This window comes from Arthrobacter sp. P4_H3, from assembly GCF_056400885.1.
The window spans coordinates 52928-75621 of sequence record NZ_JBFUKK010000003.1 but is presented as its reverse complement, the minus strand read 5'-3'; the positions used below and the strand labels follow the sequence as shown (position 1 = coordinate 75621).

Here is a 22694-nt window from a genome sequence, read left to right as displayed (position 1 = left end):
GACTTCTAGCTCTTCCCATATATCGAATCGATGTATAAAATTACAAGAGCTTGCTTATGGCACCCGAATCCCGAACCACATCAAAGGACAGAAATGCGCGAGCACGCCATTTTTCCGGATTTTTCGGCGTTTCAAATGGATCTGCCTTCGGTGATCAACCGAAGCGATCCGCTAAGTCGGCCCCGCGAGGCGTCGGCGTTCCACATAGGCGCCGCGGCGTGGCCGGATTTCCTTCCGGCCTCCTGGGGGAAGCGCTGAGGCCGGCGGGCGGATACAAGCTGGGAAGGGAAAGGGACAGTCAATTGGGGGCTGTCCCTTTTCTTTGCCCTCGCCAGCAGGACAGTTACCGGCCGATTCGACAGGGCGCTACCGTTGCCGGGGCGGCGGTAGTAGGGTCAAGACAAAGCCGCCAGGACACTCCAGGGAGTACTCCAATGAAGAAGCTGATCAATGATCCCCGCGCTGTAGTGGACGAGTCCGTGGAAGGCTTCGGCCTTGCCCATGCGGACCTCGTGACCGTCAGTTCCGAGCCGAAATTCATCACCCGCAAGGACGCCCCGGTGGCCGGGAAGGTCGGCCTGGTCAGCGGCGGCGGCAGCGGACACGAACCGCTTCACGGCGGCTTCGTGGGACTGGGGATGCTCGACGCCGCGGTGCCCGGTGCCGTCTTCACCTCACCCACGCCTGACCAGATCATTCCGGCGACGCTCGCCGTGAACTCCGGCGCCGGCGTCGTGCACATCGTGAAGAACTACACCGGGGACGTCCTCAACTTCGAAACGGCCGCCGAAATGGCGGAGGCCGAAGGCGTCCAGGTCCGGACCGTCCTGGTCAACGACGACGTCGCCGTGGAAGACTCCCTCTACACGGCCGGCAGGAGGGGTGTGGGCGGCACCGTCCTCGTGGAGAAGATCGCCGGTGCCGCGGCGGAACGTGGTGATGACCTGGACGCTGTCGCTGCCATCGGAGACCGCGTGAACCAGAACGTCCGCAGCATGGGCGTGGCATTGTCGGCCTGCACGGTCCCGCATGCGGGCGTGCCCAGCTTTGACCTGGAAGAGGACGAAATCGAGATCGGCATCGGGATCCACGGTGAGCCCGGGCGGCACCGGATCCCGATGGAAAATGCCGACGCCATTACCGACCGCCTCCTTGAGCCCATCCTGAGCGACCTCGGCATCGCCTCCGGTGACAAAGTGCTGTTGTTCGTCAACGGCATGGGCGGGACGCCGCAAAGCGAGCTGTACATCGTGTACCGCCGTGCAGCGCAGGTGCTAGCCGACAAGGGCGTCACGGTGGAGCGGTCCCTGGTGGGCAACTACATCACCTCACTCGAGATGCAGGGCTGCTCCATCACCGTGCTGCGCCTCGACGACGAACTTACCAGCCTCTGGGACGCCCCGGTCCACACCGCCGCGCTGCGATGGGGCATCTGACCGTGGGGCTTGACGTTGACTGGGCCGTCCGCTGGCTCACCCTGTCCGCGGAGGCCATGGCCGACCACCGGGTGGAGCTGATTGAACTGGACCGTGCCATCGGGGATTCCGATCACGGCGAAAACATGGACCGCGGCTTCAGGGCCGTGATGGACAAGCTCGCCGAGGCGCCGCCGGCCACGCCGGGAGCGGCCCTGAAGCTCACGGCCATGGCATTGATGTCCAAGGTGGGCGGAGCAGCCGGCCCCCTCTACGGCACGGCCTTCCTGCGTGCCTCCACATCGCTGGGCGACGCGCCGGACATCGATCCGGCGGCCCTGGCTGCTGCCATCCAGGCTGCCCGTGACGGCGTGGTGGCCCGCGGCAAGGCAGAGCCCGGCGACAAAACCATGGTCGACGCGTGGACCCCCGCCGTCGAGGCTGCGGCTGCGGCCGCCGCTGCCGGGGACGGCGATGTCCGCAAGGTCCTCCTTGCCGCGGCTGAAGCTGCGGAGGCGGGCGCCGTGGCCACCGATCCGCTCATCGCCCGCAAGGGGCGCGCCAGCTACTTGGGGGAGCGCAGCGCCGGCCACCGCGATCCAGGGGCTGTCTCCACCGCCCTCATCCTGCGCGCCGCGGCCGGGGCGGCCGAATGACGGTCCGCCTGGTGGTGGTGTCCCATAGCGAAAAGATCGCCGACGGCGCGGTGGAGCTGGCCGCCCAAATGGCGCCCGACGTCGTAATCCTCCCCGCCGGCGGCACCGACGACGGCCGGATCGGCACCAGCCTGGAAAAGGTCATGGCCGCGCTGGAACAGGCCACCGGCGAAGACGGAACCGTGGTGCTCACGGACCTCGGCTCTGCCGTGATGACGGCCGAGGCTGCTGTGGAATTCCTCCCGGATCCCGACGCGGTCCTGTTGGCTGATGCGCCGCTGGTGGAGGGGCTCGTGGCAGCAGCAGTAGCGGCGCAGGCGGGGGCGGACGCAGCGGGCGTGAAGCAGGCGGCCGAGGCGGTCCGCCGCGCTCCGGCACCCCAGGCGCCCGGGACTCCTGCCGAGGAGCCGACGCTTGGGCCGCCGACGGCCACGGGCGATTTTGAGCTGGTCAACCAGGCCGGGATGCATGCCCGGCCCGCAGCGAAGATCGCGGGGGGACTTGCCGGCTTGGACGCGGAGGTGACAGTCAACGGCGTGGACGGGGCCTCCATGACCGGCCTGATGACGCTGGGTGCGGGCCAGGGATCGGTCCTCCATGTCGAGGCCTGGGGGTCGGACGCAGCCAGGGCGGTCAAGTATGTCGGAGGCCTGGTGGAAGCAGGGTTCGGGGAGCCCTGACGGGGTCAGCCAGCCTCCCTGAGGCCGTCGGAGTCCAACACCAGGCTGGCTGTGACGAACTTTCCGCACTGTTCGCCGTACGGGTATTCCGCCTTTGGCGTGAAGCTCAGGGTCCGCTCGGGCAACGGTGCCCCTGCCGTGGAGGTGCCCGTTGCGGTCGCGTCAATGCGCGATTCGGTCAGGACATCCATCATCAGCATGCCCGTGAGGGTGCCGTCGGGCGAGGACGTCGCGGAGCATGTGCCGTCAGGGCCGGCCGAGGGTTCGCAGCCCATGTCGACTGCGGTGCTGCCCGGCATCAGCTCCAGGTCGGCTTCCCGGCACGTGCCGTCCTGGCAGGCCTTCAGATGGATGGCTTTGACGGCGGGTGCATAGCTGACCGCCACCGTCAGGGACACCACCGGAGCCTGCGCGATGGCCGGGCACGGCACTGCCTCGGGCAGGCACGCAGACGGTAGCAACGACGTCGTGACCACTGCCAGAAGTACGCCCAAGCTGCGCATGCTTCAGCGTAGGTCCGCCGGGTGGGGCAGCGCCAGCACAGTGTGGTTTCAGTCCCGGAACGAATGGGTAACGGCCTTAGGCGGGGAGCCGGAGGCCGCCCAGGTGCAGCTCGGCCAGGCCGTCGCTGACCAGCCCGGCCAGGGCGCGCTCGAGCTGCTCGGGCGCGGAATTCAGGCGGTGCAGGGCTGCCAGCGGAATGCCGATGCCGTCCGCTTCGAAGCCAAGGTCCGCCGGAGGCCGGTGGAACATTTCCGGCGCCACCGGGGAGTCCGCCAGGCGGAGGACGGCCATCACGGCTCCCCGGACCTGCCGGTCAGTGCCGTGCCAGGACTGCCCTTTCGGGGTGTACGACGGCGGCGGCTCGCCGGCCGCCAGCCACGCGCAGGCCCCGCGGACCGGGCAGTCAGCGCACTTCGGCGCCCTTGCCGTGCACACCAGCGCGCCGAGCTCCATGACTGCCGCGTTCCAGCGGACGGAGAGTCCGACGTCGGCCGGCAGCAGTTCAGCGGCGAGCCGCATTTCCGCGGCTGTCAGCGACTGCGACGGCAAGGCCGTGCCCGAGAAGAGCCGCGCATGGACGCGGCGGATGTTGGTATCCACCACTGTCTCGCGGCGGCCGAAGGCGAACGCCGCGACCGCTGCCGCCGTGTAGCTGCCCACGCCGGGAAGTTCCAGCAGCTCGGCATGGTTTCCGGGGACCTCGCCGCCGTGCCGTTCCACAATGGCTACGGCGGCGGCGTGGAGGCGCAGTGCCCGGCGCGGGTAGCCAAGCCTGCCCCAGTGCCGGACGGCCTCGCCGGAGGCTTCGGCGGCCAAATGCGCAGGCGTGGGCCAGCGGCGGAGCCAGTCTTCCCAGACGGGAAGGACGCGGACCACGGGCGTCTGCTGCAGCATGATCTCGCTGACCAGGACTCCCCACGCAGTGCACTCGGGTTCCCGCCACGGCAGCTCCCTGGCAGTGGTCGCGAACCAGTCGTCAAGGACTTCGTGCAGGGCGGCCAGCGGCGGCGCGGAGCGACTCGCCGGAGGCAGGGCAGTGGTCAGGGCTAAGGCTTCGATGCAAATACTGTAGTGGATACTGGCCCGGGGTCCGCCTTCCCGGCGTGGTGGTGCGTCAATGTGCCCGGGGTTCTCTAGCCTAGAAGGATGGTCAGGCAAGGCACTTCTGGAAAGAGCGGTTCGAAACCGAAGGGCACGGCCGGCCGGCAGTCGGGGCGGCCGCCGCTGAAAGCCGTGTACCGCCGTCGCAGGCTGTTCGTTGGCCTGGTGCTGCTTCTCATCGCCTCAGTGGCGCTGGGCGGTTTTGCTGCCGTCTCCGGCGCCATGCGCGCCTCCGAACAGGCCTCCTCCACGGACCGGAACGGACCGGACGGGGAGGCCGTCCAGGCCTCGCCTGCGGCTTCCGCAACCCCCAGTGTCCCGGCGACGCCCACCTGCGACCAGAGCCTGGTGACGGTCTCCGCATCGACCGACAAGGGAACCTATGCTGCGGGCGAGAATCCGCTGCTCACCTTGAAGGTCACCAACGGCGGCAAAGTGGCGTGCGAGGTGAACCTTGGCACCTCCCAAATGGAGTACACGGTGACCAGCGGCTCCGACCGGATTTTCTCCTCCGTTGACTGCCAGGCAGAGAGCGGCGACCTCGTGAAGACGCTCGAGCCGGGCCAGAGCGAAACCGCCAACTTCCCGTGGCAGCGCAACCGCAGCGTTCCCGGCTGCGGAGCGGTGTCCGCCAAGCCCGGGGCCGGCGGAGCCTATTACATGTTCGTCGCCCGGCTGGGCACCAAGTCCAGCTCGAAGGCCGTCTTCCAGCTCAACTGAGCCTCCCTTTTGTATCGATTGCTCCGCAACAGCCCTTATGGGTGCCCAGAACGGCGGTTACGGAGCAATCGATTGTGATCTTCTAGGACGAAGGACGTCCCATCTCCTGTAGAATGTGGATTGATCCGGCCTCCACGGCAGGTCCGACCCCTAGGAGAATGACGTGGCCATTGCCCCGCAAGAAGTGTCGTCCGCCCGCTTCAGCGCGCAGCTGCGGTCGCACGCCCTGCAAACCCGGATCATGGAGCTCATCCTGGAACAGGGCCTGGATGTGGGTGATGCGCTTCCCACGGAAGGCGAACTCTCCGCGGCCCTCGGAGTGGGCCGCAATACGGTCAGGGAGTCCCTGAAGGTCCTGCAGGCGCTGGGCGTGATCGAGATCCGTCACGGCTTCGGCACGTTCGTGGCCCCCAACAACTTCCATGCCCTTGCGGACGGTCTCGCCTTCAGGGGCCGGCTCTCCCTGCGCCACCGGGGCGAGGAAGCCATGGAGCTGGTCGACGTGCGCCAGGCCCTTGAGTCCGGGCTGATCGGCTCGGCCATGGACCTCATGACGGACTCACAGCGCGACGATCTCCGCGGTGCCCTGAATGCGATGGAGGAGGCGGCGGCAAACGGCGAACCCCTTGCAAACCACGACGCCGAGTTCCACCGGCGGCTGTTCGCGCCCCTTCGCAATGACCTCCTGATGAACCTGATGGACGTTTTTTGGAAGGTCTACCGCCAGATTCATCGCGAGCTTGGCCCGGCCCCTGTCGACCTGGTCCAGCAGGTGCGCGACCACTGGGAGATCTACGATGCGGTGTCGGCCGGCGACAAAGCCCTGGCCTCCGAACGCCTGCAGCGCCACTTCGACGGGATCCGCGGCAAGCTCCGGACAGTCGCGGCCCGCTAGACCCGCCAGCCCGCACCACACCCACCCCGTCAGTAAAGATAGAGAGCCCCGTTCGCATGGAATTTTTCACAGTTCAGGACGCCGCGGCAGCCGGCGCAGTCGGCGCGGGATTCCTGGCCGCCGTGATCCGCAGCAACCCGGAAGCCGTGCTGGGAGTGGCCACGGGCGGTTCGCCGTTGCCCGTGTACCGGTCCCTGGCCGGCTACGGGCTGGACATGTCACGGGTCCGCTGTTTTGCGCTAGACGAATACGTTGGCCTGCCCGCCGGCCATCCCGAAAGCTACGCCGAAGTTGTCCGCCGGGAAGTGACCGAAAGGCTGCACCTGGACCCGGACAACGTTTTTGTCCCGGACGGCAGCTCATCGGATCCCGAACGTGCTGCCACCGACTACGAGGCGGCCATTGCCCGCAGCGGCGGGATCGATATCCAGCTGCTGGGCATCGGCCACAACGGCCACCTGGCTTTCAACGAACCGGGCTCCGCGCTGGAATCCCGCACGCGGGTTGAGTTCCTCACGGAACGGACCCGGCAGGCGAACTCGCGTTACTTCGACTCCCCGGCGGACGTGCCGGAGCGGTGCATTACCCAAGGCCTCGGCACCATCCTCGAGGCCCGCCAGTTACTGCTGGTGGTCCACGGAACAGACAAGGCGGAAATCCTGCACCGCGCCCTTACCGGACCGGTAACCCAGGACTGCCCGGCCTCCGTGCTGCAGCTCCATCCGCACGTGACAGTGATAGCGGATGAGGGCGCGGCTGACCTGATGGGACGTACCGCTACGCAGGGGACGGCGGCCGTGTCCGTCCGGGCTGTGGTTGTCCCCACGATGGCGGTCGGGACCGTGTCCGTCGGTTAGCTCAGGCTGCGGCCCGGCTGAGCAGTTCCCCGGCCCGCAGGACGTAGAGGAGCCCGAAATCCCCATCGACGGCGAGCAGGTCGGCACGCATGCCGCGCCGGACGCTTCCTACGTCGCCGTCGAGGCCCATGATGCGGGCCGGCACACAGCTTGCGGACGCCGCGGCATCGGCGGGCGAGACCCCGGCGTCGATGGTCCGGCGGACTACCTCCAGCATCGTCGCGGTGCCGCCGGCAAGGGCTCCGTTGCCCTGCAGGGTGGCCACGGCGTTGCGGACCGAAACGGCAGCCGGACCCAGGACGTAGTCTCCGTCAGGGAGTCCGGTAGCGGCCATGGAATCAGTGACCAGCACGATATTTTCGGCTCCGACGAGGTCGAACACCATCCGCACCGTCTCGGGTGAAAGGTGGACGCCGTCGGCGATGAGCTCCACCGCGGCTGTTCCCGCACGCGCGAGCCGCAGGCAGGCCGATACCGGTCCCGGGCTCCTGTGGTGCAGCGGCGGCATGCCGTTGAACAGGTGCGTCACGGTTGGCCGGGTGCCGGGCCATGAACCGGAGGCGGCAGCCAGGCATTCCGCGGCGTGCTCCAGGGAGGCCGCGGTAGCGTCGGGATCCGCGTCGGTGTGGCCCAGGGACGGCGTCACTCCGTTCCCGGCGAGAACGCCCACCAGGTCACGCGCGCCCGGCAGTTCCGGGGCGTAGGTCATGCTCTTCAACGAACCGCCGGCAGCCTCCAGCATCTCGCCCAGCAGGGCCAGGTCGGGGTGCCGGAGCCAGCGCGGGTTCTGTGCCCCGCACCGGGCCGCGGACAGGAACGGGCCCTCCGCATGGATGCCGGCGATAAGGCCCTCGCCGGCCAGGGCCCGCAGGGACCTGATCCCGTCCAACAGGTCCTCAGGGGACGCGGTGACCAGGCTCGCCAGCAGGGTTGTGGTGCCGTGGCGGTGCAGATAGTCCACCGCAGTTCGGGAGGCGGTTTCGTCACCGCCGGGGAAATCCCCGCCGGCCGCCCCATGGCAATGAAGATCGACCAGGCCCGGGAGGATGAAGCTGCCGGCCGCGAGTTTCAGGTCCTCGGCAGCCGGGTAGTCCGCGGCGTCAAAGGAAGCGCGCGGGCCGGTGAACGCTATGCGGTCGCCCACAACGGCAACCACGTGATCGGGGAGGGCCCGTCCGTCCGAGAGCACCGTGCCGGCCATGACATAGCTCCCGTTTCCGAACGCTTTGGAAATGGAGGGGGACAGGTCAGCCGGTGTCAAAGGTTCCGCTTTCGGTGCAGGGGATCGTTCAGAATCAGGGCGAGGTCAGGATCGCAGGGCGTCGTTGAACCAGCCGGTGATCGTGGCGGGGTGCGTGATGGCGGTACCGACGACGACGGCGAAGGCGCCGGCGTCGAGGGCCTGGCGGGCCTGGGCGGGCGTGTGGATGCGTCCTTCCGCGATCAGCGGCCGGCCGAGCTCCGCCGACGCGATCTGCTCCAGCAATGAGAAGTCAGGGCCCTTGGTCTTGGGGCGCTCGCCGGTGTAGCCGGCAAGGGTGGTGCCGATCAGGTCGGCGCCTGCCTCCACGGCTGCTGCGGCGTCCGCAAGGGAGCCGCAGTCGGCCATTACCAATGCATGGGATTCCGCGCGGAGCCCTGCGATCGTCCGGGCGAGGGTCAGCCCGTCCGGGCGCTCGCGGCGGGTCCCGTCCAGCGCGACGACGTGCGCCCCGGCGTTCGCGACTGAGAGGGCATGCCGGAGCGTGGGGGTGATGAACACGCCGTCGTGGCCGTCTTTCCAGAGCCCGATCACGGGAACTTCGACGGCCGCGCGGGTGAACTGGATGTCTGCCAGCCCCTGTACCCTTACGGCCGCTGCGCCGCCGATCACCGCCGACGCAGCCACCTGACCGGTGGTGCGCGGATCCCGCATGGGCTCGCCGGGGTACGCCTGGCACGACACAATCAGCCGGCCGCGGAGGGACTCGAGGGCATCGGGGGTCAGGATCACGGTCAGTTCCTTTGGAGCTCAGGGGTGGAGGTGAGGACGAGGCTGGCGGCGCCCACCAGGGCGGCGGCGTTGCCTAGAGCGGCAGGAAGCACAGATAAATCAGCGAGTGAAGGCAGGAGTTCGGCGCGCAGGGATCGTTCCATCGGCTCCCACCACGACGAGCCGGCGTCGGATAGGCCACCGGAGACCACAACTACCTTGGGGTCGAGGACGTTGGCGAGGCCGCCCACGGCCTGCCCGGCCGCGGCAGCTGCGACGCCGACCGCCCTGACCGCCGCAGCGTCGCCGGTTGCGGCGAGGGCAAAGACGGCTCGGGCGTCTACTGCCGGGGCCCGCCCGCCGAAGCGGAAGTACGATTCGCGCACGGCCGGACCGGCGGCGATGGCCTCCACATGGCCGGATCCGCCGCAGACGCAGGGGAGCGGGGTGCCGCCGTCGAACGCGTACGGGGAGGCGAAGTGCCCCACGTGCCCGCCCACGAAGCGGTGCCCGAGGACAGGCTCGCCGTGCAAGACAAAACTGCCCCCGACGCCGGTGCCGAAGGCCACCAGGAGCGAACTCGCCGTTCCAGCCGCGGCACCGGTCCAGGCCTCGCCGAGCGCATGGGCGTGGACGTCGTTCACTGCCATTACGGCTGACGGCGGCAACCCCAGCCGTGAGGCCAGCCCGACAGTCAGCTCGGTCCCGGCCCAGCCAAGGATCGCGTCCGTCGCGGAAACCACCACCCCGCGCGAGGCATCTATCACCCCGGCAGAACCAACCCCAACACGATCGACGGCGATCCCGATGGCACCAGCCCGGGAAATCAGCCCCGAAACCAGCGCAGCAGTAGCATCAAGGATCGCCCCACCACCGTCGCGGTTAAGGGTAGGAATGGTCTCCGAAAACAGCACCTCGCCATCCCCGGAAACAACCCCGGCAGCAGTCTTAGTACCACCCAGGTCAACGCCAATCGCGTACATCATATTCTTCCTAACAAGGGATCAGGGCAGGCTCGATCGCCGGACGGCCAAACAGGCGGGTGGTGGTGGTGGCATTTTCGTAGGCTGCGTTGTTGCGTGAGGAACGAGCGCAGCAGCCGGAAAATGTCGCCACCACCCGCAGCACCTAGACCAGCCCGTTGCGTTCGAGGATGACCTTGATGGCCTTGGCTTCGTCGTCGTTCAGGGACAGCATGGGCGCGCTCATGGTGTTGGATTCGATGACGCCCATGAGCTGCAGGGCGGTCTTGAAGGCGCCCAGGCCGGCGGCTCCGCCGGAGACGCGGCCGTTGGGGGCGTAGACGATCTCGAAGACGTCGGCCAGACGGTCCTGTTCGCGGACGGCCGCGGCCCAGTCGCCGGCCTGGGTGGCGTCGAAGAGGCGGCGGTAGCCGGCGGGATCCACGTTGCCGAGGCCCGGGACAACGCCCTGGGCGCCGCCGAGGAGGGCGCCGTCGACCACTACTTCGTGGCCCGTGAAGATGTCGAAGTTCGGGATGTCCTTTGCTGCGAGGAGGAGCTGGCGGAAGGAGACGTCGTCCCCGGAGGAGTCCTTGACGCCGGCAATGACGCCTTCCCGGCCCAAACGGACCAGGAGGTCGGTGGGCAGTTTGAAGTGCGTGCGGACCGGGACGTCGTAGGCGAAGATCGGCTTGTCGACGGCGGCATGGATGGCCCGGAAGTGGGTTTCGGTTTCCGCGGCGTTGCCGATGGCGTAGTACATGGAAGTGACCACAATGGCGTCGGCGCCGAGGTCGATGACCTTTTTGGCCTCTTCGATCACGCGGTTGGTTGTCTGCTCGTTGGCGCCCACGATCAGCGGCACCGCGCGAGCACCAACAGACGCGTTGGCCTCTGCGATGGTGGAGACTACGAGTTCACGCTCCGCGTTGGTCAGGTACGGGACTTCGCCGGAGGAACCGAGGACGAAGAGGCCGGACACACCGCCGTCGATCAGGTGCTTGGTGACGTTCTTCAGCGACGCGGTGTCGATGCTGCCGTCGGTGTGGCGCGGGGTGATGACCGGGGGGATGACGCCCTGGAACTGACTGGACACAGAATTCTCCGTTGTTTGGGACTGATGAAGGGAAAAACTAGATATGGAGCAGGCTCGGTGCGGCGCCCAGCAGCTTCTTGGTGTAGTCGTTGCCGGGGTTGTCGAAGACCTGGGCGGCGGCGCCTTGTTCGACGATCCGGCCGAAGTACATGACGCAGATGCGGTCCGAGACGTAGCGGACGGTCTGGATGTCGTGCGAGATGAACACCATGCCGAGGTTCAGCTGGGTTTTCAGGTCCGACAGGAGGTTCAGCACCTGCGCGCGCACCGAGACGTCGAGGGCCGAGGTCGGTTCGTCCGCCACGATGATGTCCGGATCCAGCGCCAGGGCGCGGGCGATCGCCACACGCTGGCGCTGGCCGCCGGAGACCTGCGACGGCGTAACCTCCGCCGCTGACTGCGGCAGGCCCACGAGGGCCAGCAGCTCGCCCACCTTGGCGGCACGCGACGCGGCAGTGCCGATGCCGTGGATCTGCAGCGGGTCGGTCAGGATGTCCTGGATGGTCATGCGCGGATTCAGCGCCGTTGCAGGGTCCTGGAAGACCACGGAAACGGAGCGGCCGAACTCCTTGCGCATGGCGGCGTTCCGCTTGATGGCGGGCTTGCCGTGGAACAGGACCTCGCCGGAGGTTGGCGTCTGCAGCCCCACCAGCACCGAGGCCAGCGTTGACTTGCCGCAGCCGGACTCGCCCACGATGCCGACGGTTTCGCCGCGGCTGATGGTGAAGTCGACGCCGTCGACTGCCTTGACGATGTTCGGCCGGAACAGCCCGCCGGTCCTCGCATGGTGGTGGACCTTGACGTCCTTGAGTTCGATGACCGGCTTGCCGGTTGATTCACTCATTTCGCATCCTCCTTCAGGTGGCTCGCCCAATAGTGGTCGGCTTCTTCGCCCTTGGCGGACCGGACAGCCGTGAGGACCAGCTTCCGGTTGGGGTCGGCATCGGTGCGCAGGGAGCGCGCCGCGAAGCGGTCGCCCGGGGCGAAGTCACGCGGGGACGGGACGGTGCCGGGGATCTGGTGCAGCCGGACGGCGTCGGCCTCAATGGAAAGAACGGCACCGAGCAGGCCCCGGGTGTATTCGTGCTTCGGGTTTTGCAGGAGCTCGGAGGCCTGTGCGGATTCCACCACCTGGCCGGCGTACATGACCGTGATGCGGTGGGCCAGCGAGGCGACCAGGGCGAGGTCGTGGCTGACGAAGACCATGGCGAAGCCGAGCTGTTCGCGCAGTTCGTTGAGCAGGTCAACAACCTGCTTCTGGACCGTGACGTCCAGGGCCGTGGTGGGTTCGTCGGCAACAACGATCTTCGGCGAGCGGGAGAGGGCCATGGCTATCAGCACCCGTTGGCGCTGGCCGCCGGAGAGCTCATGCGGGTAGCTGGCCAGCGTCCGGACGGGATCCAGCTTGACCATCTCAAGGAGCTCCGCGGGGGTCTTGCGGCCGCCGCGGCGGGTCAGCTGCTCCATCTGCTCCTTGATCTTCATGGAGGGGTTCAGGGAGCTCAGGGCGTCCTGGTAGACCATGGCGATCTGTTCGCCGCGCAGCCCTTCGTACGCCTTGGGGCTGCTGTGCCCCGTGGCCGGGTCCAGCAGTTCCTTGCCGTCGAACGTGATGGATCCGCTGATCCGCGCTGTTTTGGGCAGGAGGCCCATGACTGCGAGCGAGGTGATGGACTTGCCGCAGCCGGACTCGCCAACGAGGCCCATGGTCTCGCCCTCGCGGACAGTGAAGGAGACGTTGTCCACGATCGCGGTGTCGCCGAAGCGGCCCGGGAAGCGGATGGACAGGTTCTTGACCTCCAGCACCGTGCGGGCGTCCCGGGGCACCTGCGGGAGGCGGTCGGTGCGCTTGGCTTCGATGGCTGCCAGGAGTTCCAGCTCCCGGTCGAGCAGGAGGTGCGGGTTGGCGACGGCCACCTTCACATCGGTGCGCCTCACATCAGTCAGCAGGGCTGATTTGGTGTAGTCCTCTTCGGTGAGGGCGTCACCGGACGCCGCGCGCACGCCGTCGAGCTCGTGCGCTTCCGCAACGGACGGCTGGGCCACCGACGTGCCGATTTCCGTGTCAACGGCGACGACGGCGGCAGCGGCGGCCGAGCCGTCGTCGTCCTTCACTACGGGCGCCCTGCGCAGCTTCGGGTTCACCATGGCGTCGGTGAGGCCTTCGGCCAGGATGTTCAGGGCCAGCACCGTCAGCAGGATGGTGAGGCCCGCGAAAGTGGTGGCCCACCAGCCGCCCGAGAGGACAAGGTTGCGGCCGTAGGAGATCACATTGCCCCAGGACGGGGCGGGGTCCTGCACTCCGGCGCCCAGGAAGGACAGCGATGCCTCGAGGATGATGGCATCGGCCACCATGACCGTGGCGAACACGAGGACGGGGGCTGCCGTGTTGCGGACGATGTGCTTGAGCAGGATGTAGAACCGGCCCGCCCCGATCACCCGCTCGGCGCGGACATAATCCTCGCCGTACTGCGACAGCACGTTGGCGCGGACCACGCGGGCCAGCTGCGGAGTGTAGATGACGGCAATTGCCACGATGATGGTGGGTACCGAGTTGCCGAAGGCCGCCAGCAGGACCGCAGCCAGGGCGATGCCGGGGAACGCCATGAGGATGTCCATCAGGCGCATGATCAGTTCGTTGACTGCCTTGCTGGACGTCGCGGCCAGGGACCCCAGCAGGGCTCCGGCTGCCACGGCCAGGGCCACGGCGCCCAGGCCGATCAGCAGCGAGGACTGCGAGCCGTACAGCAGGCGGGAGAAGATGTCGCGCCCCAGCCGGTCGGTGCCGAAGAGGTGCTCGGCGCCGGGGGCGGTGGCGGGGATGAAGGATTCGAGCGGATCATGCGGGGCGAGCACCGGAGCCAGGATGGCAGCAGCGATGACGGCCACCAGGAACACGAGCGCAAAGCGGGAGCTCCAGGGCAGGGCCTTGAAACGGAGCCCCGGGGCGCTGAGCCGTTCAGCGAGTTTGCTTCGCATGGGTCAGACCGTCCTGATTCGGGGATTGATGAGCAGGTAGAGAAGGTCGACGGCGATGTTCACCAGGACGAAAGTCACGGAGATGGTCAGCACCACGCCCTGTACCAGGTTGACGTCGAGATTGGTGATGCCGTTGAGGATCAGCTGGCCCATGCCGGGGAGGGCAAAGATCATTTCAATCACGACGGCGCCGCCCAACAGGTAGCCGATCCTGAGTCCCAGCACGGTCACCGGGGTAACCAGGGCGTTCCGCAGCACGTTCCGGGACACCACTTCGCGGTACGGGACGCCGTTTCCGATCGCCGTGCGGACGTAGTCCCGGTCCAGCTCCTCCACCATCGAGGTGCGGACCACGCGGATGAGGGACGCGGAGACCGGGATGCCGAGGGCCAGGGCGGGCAGGGCCATGGAGTTGAGCCAGCCGCCGAAGCCGGATTCCGGCGTCGCGATGCCGCCCGAGGGGAACATCGGACTGGAGCCGAGGGCGAACCACTGGATCAGCAGGATGCCCAGCCAGAACGACGGCGTGGCAACCGCCGCGATCGAGAACACACGCACCAGCTGGTCCTGCCACTTGTCCCGGTACAGGGCTCCGATGATTCCGAAGGCCAGTGACAGGACGACGGCGATCAGCACGCCCAGCAGCGTCAGCTGAAGGGTCAGCGGGAAGGCCGAACCGATCATGGTGGCCACTGACTTCGCCGGGGGAGTGGTGGTCCCCAGGTCAAAGCGGAGGAGTTTTGCGAGGAAGCCAAAGTACTGCAGGAACAACGGGTCGTTGAGGCCGTTGTCCTGGCGGTACTGTTCCTTGGCTTCCTCGCTGGCGCCCTCACCGAGGGCGCTGCTTGCCTGGTCGCCGGGTGCGGCCTGCAGGACCAGGAACACCAGCAAGGTGATGCCCAAGATCATCAGGGGCAGTGCTGCGAGCCTTCGGCCGAGCAGACGCAATATCGTGACCAATGTATTCTCCGGTGTGATCTGGGGGTGGCTCTGGCCTAGGCCGTGCGGCCGACACCGACGAAGGAGACGCCGGTGGTGGGCAGCGGCTTGAAGCCGCTGAGCTTCTTGGTGTCCCACGCGCTGGGGAGCTGGCGGTGGAAGATCGGGTACAACGGAACTTCCTCGGAAACCAGGTCGACGATTTCGCCGGTCAGCTTCTTGGCTTCGGCCCCGGCGGACTGGCCGGCTTTGGCCATGAGGTCCACCAGTTCCGCACGCTCCGGAGTCGAGGCCCAGTAGGCGCGGCCCTTCATCCAGGTGTCACCGGCGTAGAACCAGCTGAGCAGCAGGTCGGCGTCGTTGCCGAAGACCGACGGATCACCCGGCGCGGCAACCACGCTGTAGTCGCCCTTGCCGACGCGGTCCGTGTACAAGGCGCCGGACTGCAGGTTCTTGAGCGTGACCTTCACGCCGGGAATCTTGTTCCAGGATTCGAGCATCAGCGGAGCGACGTCCTTGACCCAGGCAGTGTCCGTTGTCAGCAGTTCGAATTCGAGGCTGGTGACGCCGGCTTCCTTGAGCAGGTCCTCGGCCTTCTTGGCGTCGTAGGAGTAGACGGTCTTCGCCTTGACGTAGTCCGGGTGCCCTTCCTGGAAGTAGGAGCTGGCCGCCTTGGCGTTGCCGAACAGGGCCTTCTTGATGATGGAGTCCTTGTCCAGGCCGTAGTGCAGGGCCTGCCGGACGCGCTTGTCGGCGAACGGGCCCTTGGTGCAGTTGAACATCAGGAACAGCATGCCGAAGGACTGGACGGATTCCACCGTCGCCTTGGCTTTGAGTCCGTCCATATCCAGGTAGGGGACGTCCTCGATTGCCTGCACGCGGCCGGACTGCATGGCGGTGACGCGTGCGGCGGCATCGGACAGCAGCAGCCAGGTCATGCCCTTTGCGAGGGCCGGCATCGGGCCGTTGTAGTCGGGGTTGGCTTCGAAGACGATCTTGTCGTCCTTGACCGCGGAGATGAGTTTGTACGGGCCGGTGCCGACCGGCTTGGCGTCGAATGCCTTGAGCTGCTCCGAGCCCAGCGGGAAGTTGGCGAGTGCCTTGGGGACCACCTTGACCACGGAGATCCGCGGACCGAAGCCGGGGAAGGCGTACTTGAGGGTGAATTCGACCGTGGCCGCGTCGACGGCCTTCACTTCCTTGATGAAGGGGATGAACTGCGAGAACAGGGACTTGTTGGCCGGATCCATCACCCGGGTGAACGAGAAGACGACGTCGTCTGCCGTGACCGGGGTGCCGTCGTGGAACTTGGCGCCCTGGCGGAGGGACACCTGATAGGTCGTCGGGCTGACCATCTTCGGGTCTGCGGCAGCGAGGGCGTTGTACGGCTCGCGGGTGGCCGGGTGCAGTTCGATGAGGCCTTCGTAGACGTGCAGGTTGGCGGCCAAGGGTGTGGCACCGGAGGAGGACAGCGGATCAAACCCGGTGGAGAGGGCGTAGGAGATGCCGGCCTCGATGATGAGGTCCTTATTGATCGGTGCCGTGGTTCCGGCGGCGCCCGTTGTGGTGGCTGCCGGGCTGCCGCAGGCTGCCAGGGTGCTGGCGAATGCGGCAGCGACGCCCGCAGCGCCGGTCAGTTTGAGGAAGTTCCTACGGCTGGCGGAATTGACCAGCGGCAGGTTCTTGATCGTCTTATCCATGAGATGCCTCACCGTTCAGATAGTTATCGGATGTAGGACGTCCGATGCTCGTAGGAAAAACTGTAAGGGTGGTCACACCGTTCCGTCAAGTGTGAGTCGGGTCGCTTTGGCCTGTGGTTCCGGGCTTCTACTATGAAGATATGACATCCCACCTTCTGGAATTCGCCGACGGCATGCCCGTTGCGCGGCCCGACGTTGAACACGTGCTGGCCGAACGCGGCCGGGGCGGCTACCGCCAGTACAGGATTCCTGCGCTCGCCGTGACGCCCCGGGGCACCCTCCTCGCCGCTTACGACGGACGACCCAACCTTGATGATCTTCCCAGTCCGATTGATCTTCTGCTACGGCGCAGCGTGGACAGCGGGCGGTCCTGGCAGGACCAGCAGGTGGTGCGCACCGGCGTCGGGCTTGAGGGCTACGGGGATCCGAGCCTCCTGGTGGACGCGGAAACGGGCCGGGTCTTTATGTTCCATGCGGCGGGCACCCGCGCAGGCTTCTTCGAAGCAGCCGCAGGAGTGGGGAACGACGACGGGATCCAGCATTGCGACGTCAGCTTTTCCGACGACGACGGCCTGACGTGGCAGCATCGCCGCCTCACCGCCCAGCTCAAGCCCGGAACCGGCCGAGCCCCCGAAGACCGCGGAATAACCGGGCTCTTCGCCGCAGCGGGCCAGGGCATCCAGATCCATGCCGGGGCCTTCGCCGGCAGGCTCCTCCAGCAGTACGTGCTCCTGGTCGACGGGAGCATCGTGGCAGCCTCCGCCTACAGTGACGACCATGGGGAAACCTGGACGCTGGGGGAGTTCGTCGGCGCGGCGGATGGCGACTCGTCGCCGGCGGCAGGCGTGGCGACGCCGTCGCCCAACGAGAACAAGGTTGTGTGCCTCAGCGACGGCAGGCTGCTGCTGCACAGCCGTGCCGCACCGCACCGGCTGTCAGCGGTCTCCGGCGACGGCGGCCACAGCTGGACTCCGCTGGTCCCCGTCCAGGACCTCCCGGACCCGAGCGACAACGGCTCGCTCTCGCGTTTTGACGGACTGCCGTCTCCCGCAGGCCACGCCTCGGCCGAAACGGACGCGTGGCTGCTGGCAAGCAACAACCACGATTCCGCGCTGCGCCGTAATACGGTCCTTAGCCTCTCCAGGGACAACGGGGCAAGCTGGCCGGTGAAGCTCGTCATTTGCGCGGGCAGTTCGGCCTATTCCACCGTGGCACGCCTCCCGGACGGCAACATCGGTGTGCTCTATGAGCGCCAGGGCTACCGGGAAATTGTGTTCTGCTCCATCCCCGCAGCCCAGCTCACGGACGCCGCGGAACCCCCGCAAGGCGGGCCGGCAGGCGACGGACTGGTTTTCGACATGGAACTGCGTTCCATCACGCCCGGCCGTCCCGACGTGTGGCGCAACGCCGGGGAATTCCATGTGATGGCGCCCGCCGCAGCGGACGGCTGGGACGTCCACACCTGGAAGGAGATCGGGCAGGGCTACTCGCGGGAATCTGCCCAGGTGATCGGCACGAGGGAGGCACAGGACCTGAACTATGGGCCGGTCATCCCCGGCTACAAGGCGGGGGACATCCTTGCCTTCACCGGGCGGGCCCGCAATACGGGAACCGGTGCAGCGTCCGGCGTGCGGCTGACGGGTCCGGGCGCTGCGGAATTCGAAGCCGCAGACCTGCGGCCGGGCGAGGAAGTACTGTATTTCACCCCGGTCTGCACCGTGACGGCGCAGGATGTGGAAAACGGCCGGCTGGACATCAGGTACGGAGTGGAATGGACGGACGGCGGCCACGTGCAGCGGCTGGAGCGCAGGTTCGTCTTCAACATGGCGGACGGCAGCGTGGCCGCAAGCCCAACCGCAACCAGGACTTAGAGGAACCGGTCCAGGAGGCTCGCCTCGGCCATCCGGCTCAGGCCCTCCCGGACTGTGCGGGCCCGCTGGTCGCCGATGCCGTCCACGGTCATGAGGTCATCGATGGTGGCTGCCATCAGGTACTGGAGGCCGCCGAAGTGGTCAACGAGCCTGTCCGCCACGGCCTTGGGCACTGCCTTCAGGCCGGACAGGAGGCGGTACCCGCGCGGCTGCACCACGGCGTCGAGCGTGTCCACGCCGCCGGCGAAGCCGATGATGCCGGCGATCCTGCTGAGGTCGATCAGCTCGGTGGGGCCCAGGTTGAGCAGGGCGCTGACGGCGCCGTCGATGTCCTCCGGGGACGCGTTCGGGCCGGCGTAGTCGCGGATGATCACATCGCTGCCGGGACCGCGGCCCACCGTGAGCTCGTCCAGCTGCAGCGAAAGCAGGCGCCCGTCCTCGCCGAGTTCAAGGACGTACTGGGAGATCTCCTCGGAGATCCGGCGCACCATTTCCTGGCGCTGCAGGGTGACCGCGACGTCGCGGACGGTCACCATGGCTTCGATTTCCAGCGCGGAGAGCGAGCTGGTGACCTGGTCCAGGCGGGAACGGTAGCGTTCGAGGGTGGCCAGCGCCTGGTTGGCGCGGGCCAGGACCTTTTCGGAGCCCTCCAGGACGTGCCGCAGGCCGTTCACGTAGAGGGCGATGATCTGCATGGACTGGCTGACCGAGATCACCGGGACGCCGGTCTGGATGGCGACGCGTTCGGCGGTGCGGTGCCTGGTGCCGGATTCCTGGGTTTCGATGCTTGAGTCCGGAACCAGCTGCACGGCGGCCCGGAGGATGTTGCCGGCGTCCTTGTCGCAAATGATGGCGCCGTCCATCTTGGCAAGTTCGCGAAGCCGTGTGGGGGAGAAATCGATCCCGATATCGAATCCGCCGGAGCAGATGGACTCAATGGTGCGGTCCGAGCCCAGGACGATCAGTGCGCCGGTGCGCCCGCGGAGGATGCGTTCCAGGCCATCGCGCAGAGCGGTGCCTGGAGCCACTCTGCCCAGAGTCGCCTTAAGCGAATCTTCAGGGCTCCGAGCCATAGGTTTTCCCTTCAAAGGTGCAGGCTGCAGCCCGCAGGTATGCCGGTTTTACGATTCCGCCGGCAGGATCAAAAGTACTCAATTTCCCACTGGCTCCATCCTAGAGGCAAAGATGTGCATTAACCGCACGGACAAGCCTCAAAGTGGCCCATTGGGCATGACGCCGCCGGGGCTCTGGAAGGCCCCGAACGACGGCGGCGGGAGGCGGCAGTTGGCCGCCCACCGGCGGCGCCTCCCGCCCTGCGATAAACTGGGAACCTTGGCTGCACAGTTCCCGCCTGCCGGCCCCCACGTTCAAAACACGCTTAAATCACGTTCACATCCTGACCAGCCCCCATGTCGCAACGAAAGTAGCACCGTGTCTCAAGAAGTCCTTAGCCCCGCCCGAGTCCAGGAGATTCACAAACAAGCGGCCCGGCGTCGGACTTTCGCGGTCATTTCCCACCCTGACGCCGGCAAGTCCACGCTCACCGAGGCCCTGGCCCTGCACGCCAAGGTGATCGGCACGGCCGGCGCCTCCAGCGGCAAGGCCAACCGCAAGGAAACGGTCTCGGACTGGATGCAGATGGAAAAGGACCGCGGCATCTCCATCAGCTCCGCCGCCCTGCAGTTCGCGTACCGGGACACCGTGATCAACCTGCTGGATACCCCGGGCCACGCTGACTTCTCCGAGGACACCTACCGCGTCCTCGCCGCCGTCGACTGCGCCGTGATGCTGGTGGACGCCGCGAAGGGCCTGGAAACGCAGACCATGAAGCTCTTCGAGGTCTGCAAGCAGCGCAATCTGCCCATCATCACCGTGATCAACAAGTGGGACCGGCCGGGCCTGGATGCCCTGGCGCTCATGGACGAGATCACCGAGCGCACCGGCCTCCAGCCCATGCCGCTGACCTGGGCCGTGGGCATCTCAGGCGACTTCCGCGGCGTGTGGGACCTCCGCAACGACCGTTTTGCCCGGTTCCAGCGCAACAATGCCGGCGCCAACATCGCCCTCACCGAGTACTTCACCCCGGAGGAAGCAGCCGCCAACCAGCGTGAGGACTGGTCCAACGCCGTGGACGAAGCCGGACTCGTGATCGAGTCCAACCTTGAGTTCGACATCGACGCCTTCCATGCCGGCAAGGCAACCCCCATCCTGTTCAGCTCCGCGGCCCTCAACTTCGGTGTCAAGGAAATCCTGGACGCCCTGGTGGACTTCGCCCCGCCCGCTGCTCCGCGGCCCGACGTCGAGGGTCAACCCCGCCCGGTGGACGCCCCGTTCGCCGGCTTCGTCTTCAAGGTCCAGGCCGGCATGAACAAGGCCCACCGCGACCACGTTGCCTTCATCCGTGTCTGCTCCGGCATGTTCGAGCGCGGCATGGTGGTCACCCAGACCCGCACGGGAAAGTCGTTCGCCACCAAGTACGCCCAGCAGGTTTTCGGCCGTGAGCGCGAGGTCATCGACGAAGCTTTCCCCGGCGACGTCGTCGGCCTGGTCAACGCCTCATCGCTCCGGGTGGGCGACAGCCTGTTCCTGGAGGATCCGGTGGAATTCCCGGCGATCCCGCTGTTCGCGCCGGAACACTTCCAGGTGGCCCGCTCCAAGGACCCCAGCCGCTTCAAGCAGTTCCGCCGCGGCATCGAGCAGCTCGAGCACGAGGGCGTCATCCAGGTGCTCCGTTCCGACATCCGCGGAGACCAGGCGCCGGTGCTTGCCGCCGTCGGCCCCATGCAGTTCGAAGTGGTGGAGGACCGCATGGCCCATGACTTCAGCGCGCCCATGCGCCTGGAGCGGCTCCCCTATTCCATCGCACGAATTTCGACGGCGGATGCCATGCCTGCGCTGGCCAACGTACAGGGCGCTGAGGTGCTGCTGCGCTCGGACGGCGAATACCTGGCCCTGTTCAACGACGTCTGGGCGCTGCGCCGGATCGAGAAGAACCACCCGGACCTGACCCTGGTTCCGATCGGAACGCACAACCCCGCGAAATAGGGCCTGTGCTGCCCTCCTACAGCGGGAATCCGCCCGCGAGCCCTCTCCTAGCGCCGCCCGGCGTGCAGTGCGAGTTCCAGCTCGAACCGGGCCCGGGGGTCTTCCAGCGCATCGCCGAAGAGCTCGCGCAGCTGCGCCGCCCGGTATCCCACGGTCTGCGGATGGATGCCGAGTTCGGCGGCCACCGGGGCCCGCTGGCCCCAGTGCCGCAGCCAGGAGAGGAGGGTCTCCGCCAGCCTTTCGCGCTGTGCGGGACGCAGCCCTTCCAAGGGTGCAAGCCTCTGTTCCGCCAGCTCCGCGATGGCCGACGGTTCGGAGCCGAGGATAATCTGCGCCAGGTGGTCATCGGCCCAGATGGGCGGGTCGTCGGGGCTTTCCCGCGGCGGCAGGACGGACGCGGCCACCACCGCAAGCCGCAGGGAATCGGGCACCTTTTCCCAGCTGCCGGCCGGGCCCACGGCGGCGGACCTGCCCTTCAATGCTTTCTCCAAGGCCGCCCGGCCGGCCTCGGACTCCCGTGCCGGCACGAGGGCCACGGCATCGGTTTCGCGTTCAACCACCAGCGTTCCCGGCCCCAGCTGCAGCCGGAGCCCAGCGGCCCGGTCCAGCGGGAGGGTGACCACCACCAGCCTCGCAGGCAGGGACCAATCGGCCATGGATGCCGCCTGCCGCAGCGCGGCCTCGTCCGCCTGTCCCATCAGCAGCAGCTCCAGGAGTTCGGTCCGGCGCCGGTCAACCGCCCCCGCGCGCTCAGACTGTTCAAAAGCGTAAGCCTCTGCGCTGACAGCGGAAAGCTCGTCGATGTAGGCCAGGATCGATTCGCCCAGATCCACCACCACGCTCTGGCCAAGGTCCTTGTCCATGGAAATCCGCGACATCTCCCGGAACGTCACGCGCGCGCCCATCCGGTAGGCGCTCAGCAGCGCATCCATGCTCCGTCCCTGGCGGAATTCGCCGCTGCCCAGGCCGGCCACGAGCTCCCTGCTCTCCTCAGACAGCGCAGGCAGCCTGGTGCCGGGCAGCTGGAGGAAACGCTCCAGCGCGGCGGCCACCCCGCGCCGCAGCCCGCGGCCGAAGCGCCCTTCGATGGGCCTGGCGTAGGCAGGAACCAGCTGCGGCACGGCATCGATGATCGCCTCCACAATGCCGGGCATCATGGGGCGGAGCAGGTCACTCACTTCCCGCGGCAACGCGAGCCACGGCGGATCGTACGCGGGGGCGGCTGGACTCTTCGAGGCCGGAGGGTTCATGAGAGACTTCCATAAGTTGTTTCGGGGGAACAGTTTAGAACGTTCGATCGTA

The 22694-nt window shown here is 67.3% G+C and carries 21 protein-coding genes; 9 read left to right on the top strand and 12 right to left on the bottom strand.

Going from position 1 to position 22694, the window contains the following annotated elements; genetic code table 11:
• The first annotated feature begins 93 nt into the window (after positions 1-93).
• The 4 genes from AC1DRE_RS05515 (at position 94) to dhaM (ending at position 2751) form a co-directional block, all read left to right on the top strand.
• Positions 94-258 carry a hypothetical protein gene (locus tag AC1DRE_RS05515; RefSeq protein WP_476983686.1) on the top strand — a complete coding sequence of 55 codons (165 nt, stop codon included), beginning with the start codon at positions 94-96 and terminating at the stop codon, positions 256-258.
• A 176-nt stretch (positions 259-434) separates the two neighbouring features.
• The gene (dhaK, locus tag AC1DRE_RS05510; RefSeq protein ID WP_476983685.1) at positions 435-1436 is read left to right on the top strand and encodes a dihydroxyacetone kinase subunit DhaK; all 1002 of its coding nucleotides are present in this window, start codon (positions 435-437) and stop codon (positions 1434-1436) included.
• Positions 1437-1438: 2 nt separating this feature from the next.
• On the top strand, positions 1439-2071 hold the full coding sequence (gene dhaL / locus AC1DRE_RS05505; RefSeq protein ID WP_476983684.1) for a dihydroxyacetone kinase subunit DhaL: 633 nt from the start codon (positions 1439-1441) through the stop codon (positions 2069-2071).
• Positions 2068-2751 (top strand): dihydroxyacetone kinase phosphoryl donor subunit DhaM, encoded by a 684-nt coding sequence (gene dhaM, locus AC1DRE_RS05500; RefSeq protein WP_476983683.1) that lies wholly within the window; start codon positions 2068-2070, stop codon positions 2749-2751. The genes dhaL and dhaM overlap by 4 nt, the downstream gene beginning before the upstream one ends.
• 5 nt (positions 2752-2756) lie before the next feature.
• On the opposite strand, the gene AC1DRE_RS05495 is transcribed toward dhaM, so the two are convergent.
• Entirely contained in the window at positions 2757-3254 is a 498-nt protein-coding gene (locus AC1DRE_RS05495) for a hypothetical protein (RefSeq protein WP_476983682.1), read from the bottom strand.
• A 76-nt stretch (positions 3255-3330) separates the two neighbouring features.
• Positions 3331-4149, bottom strand: a complete 819-nt coding sequence (locus AC1DRE_RS05490; RefSeq protein WP_476983884.1) for an HhH-GPD family protein — start codon at positions 4147-4149, stop codon at positions 3331-3333.
• 252 nt (positions 4150-4401) lie between these two features.
• Between AC1DRE_RS05490 and AC1DRE_RS05485 the strand changes: the two genes are divergently transcribed.
• The 3 genes from AC1DRE_RS05485 (at position 4402) to AC1DRE_RS05475 (ending at position 6828) form a co-directional block, all read left to right on the top strand.
• Entirely contained in the window at positions 4402-5076 is a 675-nt protein-coding gene (locus AC1DRE_RS05485) for a hypothetical protein (protein ID WP_476983681.1), read from the top strand.
• Positions 5077-5245: 169 nt separating this feature from the next.
• Positions 5246-5971 carry a FadR/GntR family transcriptional regulator gene (locus tag AC1DRE_RS05480; protein ID WP_476983883.1) on the top strand — a complete coding sequence of 242 codons (726 nt, stop codon included), beginning with the start codon at positions 5246-5248 and terminating at the stop codon, positions 5969-5971.
• 56 nt (positions 5972-6027) lie between these two features.
• Positions 6028-6828: a glucosamine-6-phosphate deaminase gene (locus tag AC1DRE_RS05475; protein ID WP_476983680.1), complete on the top strand. Its 801-nt coding sequence runs from the start codon at positions 6028-6030 to the stop codon at positions 6826-6828.
• Between the two features lies 1 nt (position 6829).
• On the opposite strand, the gene nagA is transcribed toward AC1DRE_RS05475, so the two are convergent.
• The 8 genes from nagA to AC1DRE_RS05435 form a co-directional block, all read right to left on the bottom strand.
• Complete coding sequence (gene nagA, locus AC1DRE_RS05470; RefSeq protein WP_476983679.1) at positions 6830-8089, bottom strand: N-acetylglucosamine-6-phosphate deacetylase; 1260 nt, start codon at positions 8087-8089, stop codon at positions 6830-6832.
• Between the two features lie 45 nt (positions 8090-8134).
• On the bottom strand, positions 8135-8821 hold the full coding sequence (locus AC1DRE_RS05465; RefSeq protein WP_476983678.1) for an N-acetylmannosamine-6-phosphate 2-epimerase: 687 nt from the start codon (positions 8819-8821) through the stop codon (positions 8135-8137).
• A 2-nt stretch (positions 8822-8823) separates the two neighbouring features.
• A complete protein-coding gene (locus AC1DRE_RS05460) occupies positions 8824-9786 on the bottom strand; it encodes an ROK family protein (protein WP_476983677.1) in 963 nt (320 codons plus the stop codon).
• A gap of 142 nt (positions 9787-9928) precedes the next feature.
• A complete protein-coding gene (locus AC1DRE_RS05455) occupies positions 9929-10858 on the bottom strand; it encodes a dihydrodipicolinate synthase family protein (RefSeq protein WP_476983676.1) in 930 nt (309 codons plus the stop codon).
• A gap of 37 nt (positions 10859-10895) precedes the next feature.
• Positions 10896-11702: an ATP-binding cassette domain-containing protein gene (locus AC1DRE_RS05450; protein WP_476983675.1), complete on the bottom strand. Its 807-nt coding sequence runs from the start codon at positions 11700-11702 to the stop codon at positions 10896-10898.
• Positions 11699-13837 carry a dipeptide/oligopeptide/nickel ABC transporter permease/ATP-binding protein gene (locus AC1DRE_RS05445; RefSeq protein WP_476983674.1) on the bottom strand — a complete coding sequence of 713 codons (2139 nt, stop codon included), beginning with the start codon at positions 13835-13837 and terminating at the stop codon, positions 11699-11701. Before AC1DRE_RS05445 ends, AC1DRE_RS05450 begins: the two co-directional genes overlap by 4 nt.
• A gap of 3 nt (positions 13838-13840) precedes the next feature.
• On the bottom strand, positions 13841-14797 hold the full coding sequence (locus tag AC1DRE_RS05440; RefSeq protein ID WP_476983673.1) for an ABC transporter permease: 957 nt from the start codon (positions 14795-14797) through the stop codon (positions 13841-13843).
• A gap of 35 nt (positions 14798-14832) precedes the next feature.
• Positions 14833-16476 (bottom strand): ABC transporter substrate-binding protein, encoded by a 1644-nt coding sequence (locus tag AC1DRE_RS05435; RefSeq protein ID WP_476983672.1) that lies wholly within the window; start codon positions 16474-16476, stop codon positions 14833-14835.
• 140 nt (positions 16477-16616) lie between these two features.
• Here AC1DRE_RS05435 and AC1DRE_RS05430 point away from each other — a divergent pair, with 140 nt between their 5' ends.
• Positions 16617-18347, top strand: a complete 1731-nt coding sequence (locus AC1DRE_RS05430) for a sialidase family protein (protein WP_476983671.1) — start codon at positions 16617-16619, stop codon at positions 18345-18347.
• Here AC1DRE_RS05430 and disA read toward each other — a convergent pair.
• Complete coding sequence (gene disA / locus AC1DRE_RS05425; RefSeq protein WP_214951760.1) at positions 18344-19420, bottom strand: DNA integrity scanning diadenylate cyclase DisA; 1077 nt, start codon at positions 19418-19420, stop codon at positions 18344-18346. The two genes, AC1DRE_RS05430 and disA, sit on opposite strands and share 4 nt — an antisense overlap.
• A 358-nt stretch (positions 19421-19778) precedes the next feature.
• On the opposite strand from disA, the gene AC1DRE_RS05420 reads away from it, so the two are divergent.
• Entirely contained in the window at positions 19779-21392 is a 1614-nt protein-coding gene (locus AC1DRE_RS05420; RefSeq protein WP_476983670.1) for a peptide chain release factor 3, read from the top strand.
• A 47-nt stretch (positions 21393-21439) separates the two neighbouring features.
• On the opposite strand, the gene AC1DRE_RS05415 is transcribed toward AC1DRE_RS05420, so the two are convergent.
• The gene (locus tag AC1DRE_RS05415; protein ID WP_476983669.1) at positions 21440-22642 is read right to left on the bottom strand and encodes a PucR family transcriptional regulator; all 1203 of its coding nucleotides are present in this window, start codon (positions 22640-22642) and stop codon (positions 21440-21442) included.
• Between the last annotated feature and the right edge of the window lie 52 nt (positions 22643-22694).

What these genes read in the sequence shown, in the direction of transcription:
- AC1DRE_RS05490 (WP_476983884.1), bottom strand. Translation starts at nt 4,149, where the DNA reads ATGCTGCAGCAGACGCCCGTGGTCCGCGTCCTTCCCGTCTGGGAAGAC.
- AC1DRE_RS05450 (WP_476983675.1), bottom strand. Translation starts at nt 11,702, where the DNA reads ATGAGTGAATCAACCGGCAAGCCGGTCATCGAACTCAAGGACGTCAAG.
- AC1DRE_RS05415 (WP_476983669.1), bottom strand. Translation starts at nt 22,642, where the DNA reads ATGAACCCTCCGGCCTCGAAGAGTCCAGCCGCCCCCGCGTACGATCCG.
- AC1DRE_RS05460 (WP_476983677.1), bottom strand. Translation starts at nt 9,786, where the DNA reads ATGATGTACGCGATTGGCGTTGACCTGGGTGGTACTAAGACTGCTGCC.
- AC1DRE_RS05430 (WP_476983671.1), top strand. Translation starts at nt 16,617, where the DNA reads ATGACATCCCACCTTCTGGAATTCGCCGACGGCATGCCCGTTGCGCGG.
- dhaM (WP_476983683.1), top strand. Translation starts at nt 2,068, where the DNA reads ATGACGGTCCGCCTGGTGGTGGTGTCCCATAGCGAAAAGATCGCCGAC.
- AC1DRE_RS05495 (WP_476983682.1), bottom strand. Translation starts at nt 3,254, where the DNA reads ATGCGCAGCTTGGGCGTACTTCTGGCAGTGGTCACGACGTCGTTGCTA.
- disA (WP_214951760.1), bottom strand. Translation starts at nt 19,420, where the DNA reads ATGGCTCGGAGCCCTGAAGATTCGCTTAAGGCGACTCTGGGCAGAGTG.
- dhaK (WP_476983685.1), top strand. Translation starts at nt 435, where the DNA reads ATGAAGAAGCTGATCAATGATCCCCGCGCTGTAGTGGACGAGTCCGTG.
- AC1DRE_RS05485 (WP_476983681.1), top strand. Translation starts at nt 4,402, where the DNA reads ATGGTCAGGCAAGGCACTTCTGGAAAGAGCGGTTCGAAACCGAAGGGC.
- AC1DRE_RS05445 (WP_476983674.1), bottom strand. Translation starts at nt 13,837, where the DNA reads ATGCGAAGCAAACTCGCTGAACGGCTCAGCGCCCCGGGGCTCCGTTTC.
- AC1DRE_RS05475 (WP_476983680.1), top strand. Translation starts at nt 6,028, where the DNA reads ATGGAATTTTTCACAGTTCAGGACGCCGCGGCAGCCGGCGCAGTCGGC.
- AC1DRE_RS05435 (WP_476983672.1), bottom strand. Translation starts at nt 16,476, where the DNA reads ATGGATAAGACGATCAAGAACCTGCCGCTGGTCAATTCCGCCAGCCGT.
- AC1DRE_RS05515 (WP_476983686.1), top strand. Translation starts at nt 94, where the DNA reads ATGCGCGAGCACGCCATTTTTCCGGATTTTTCGGCGTTTCAAATGGAT.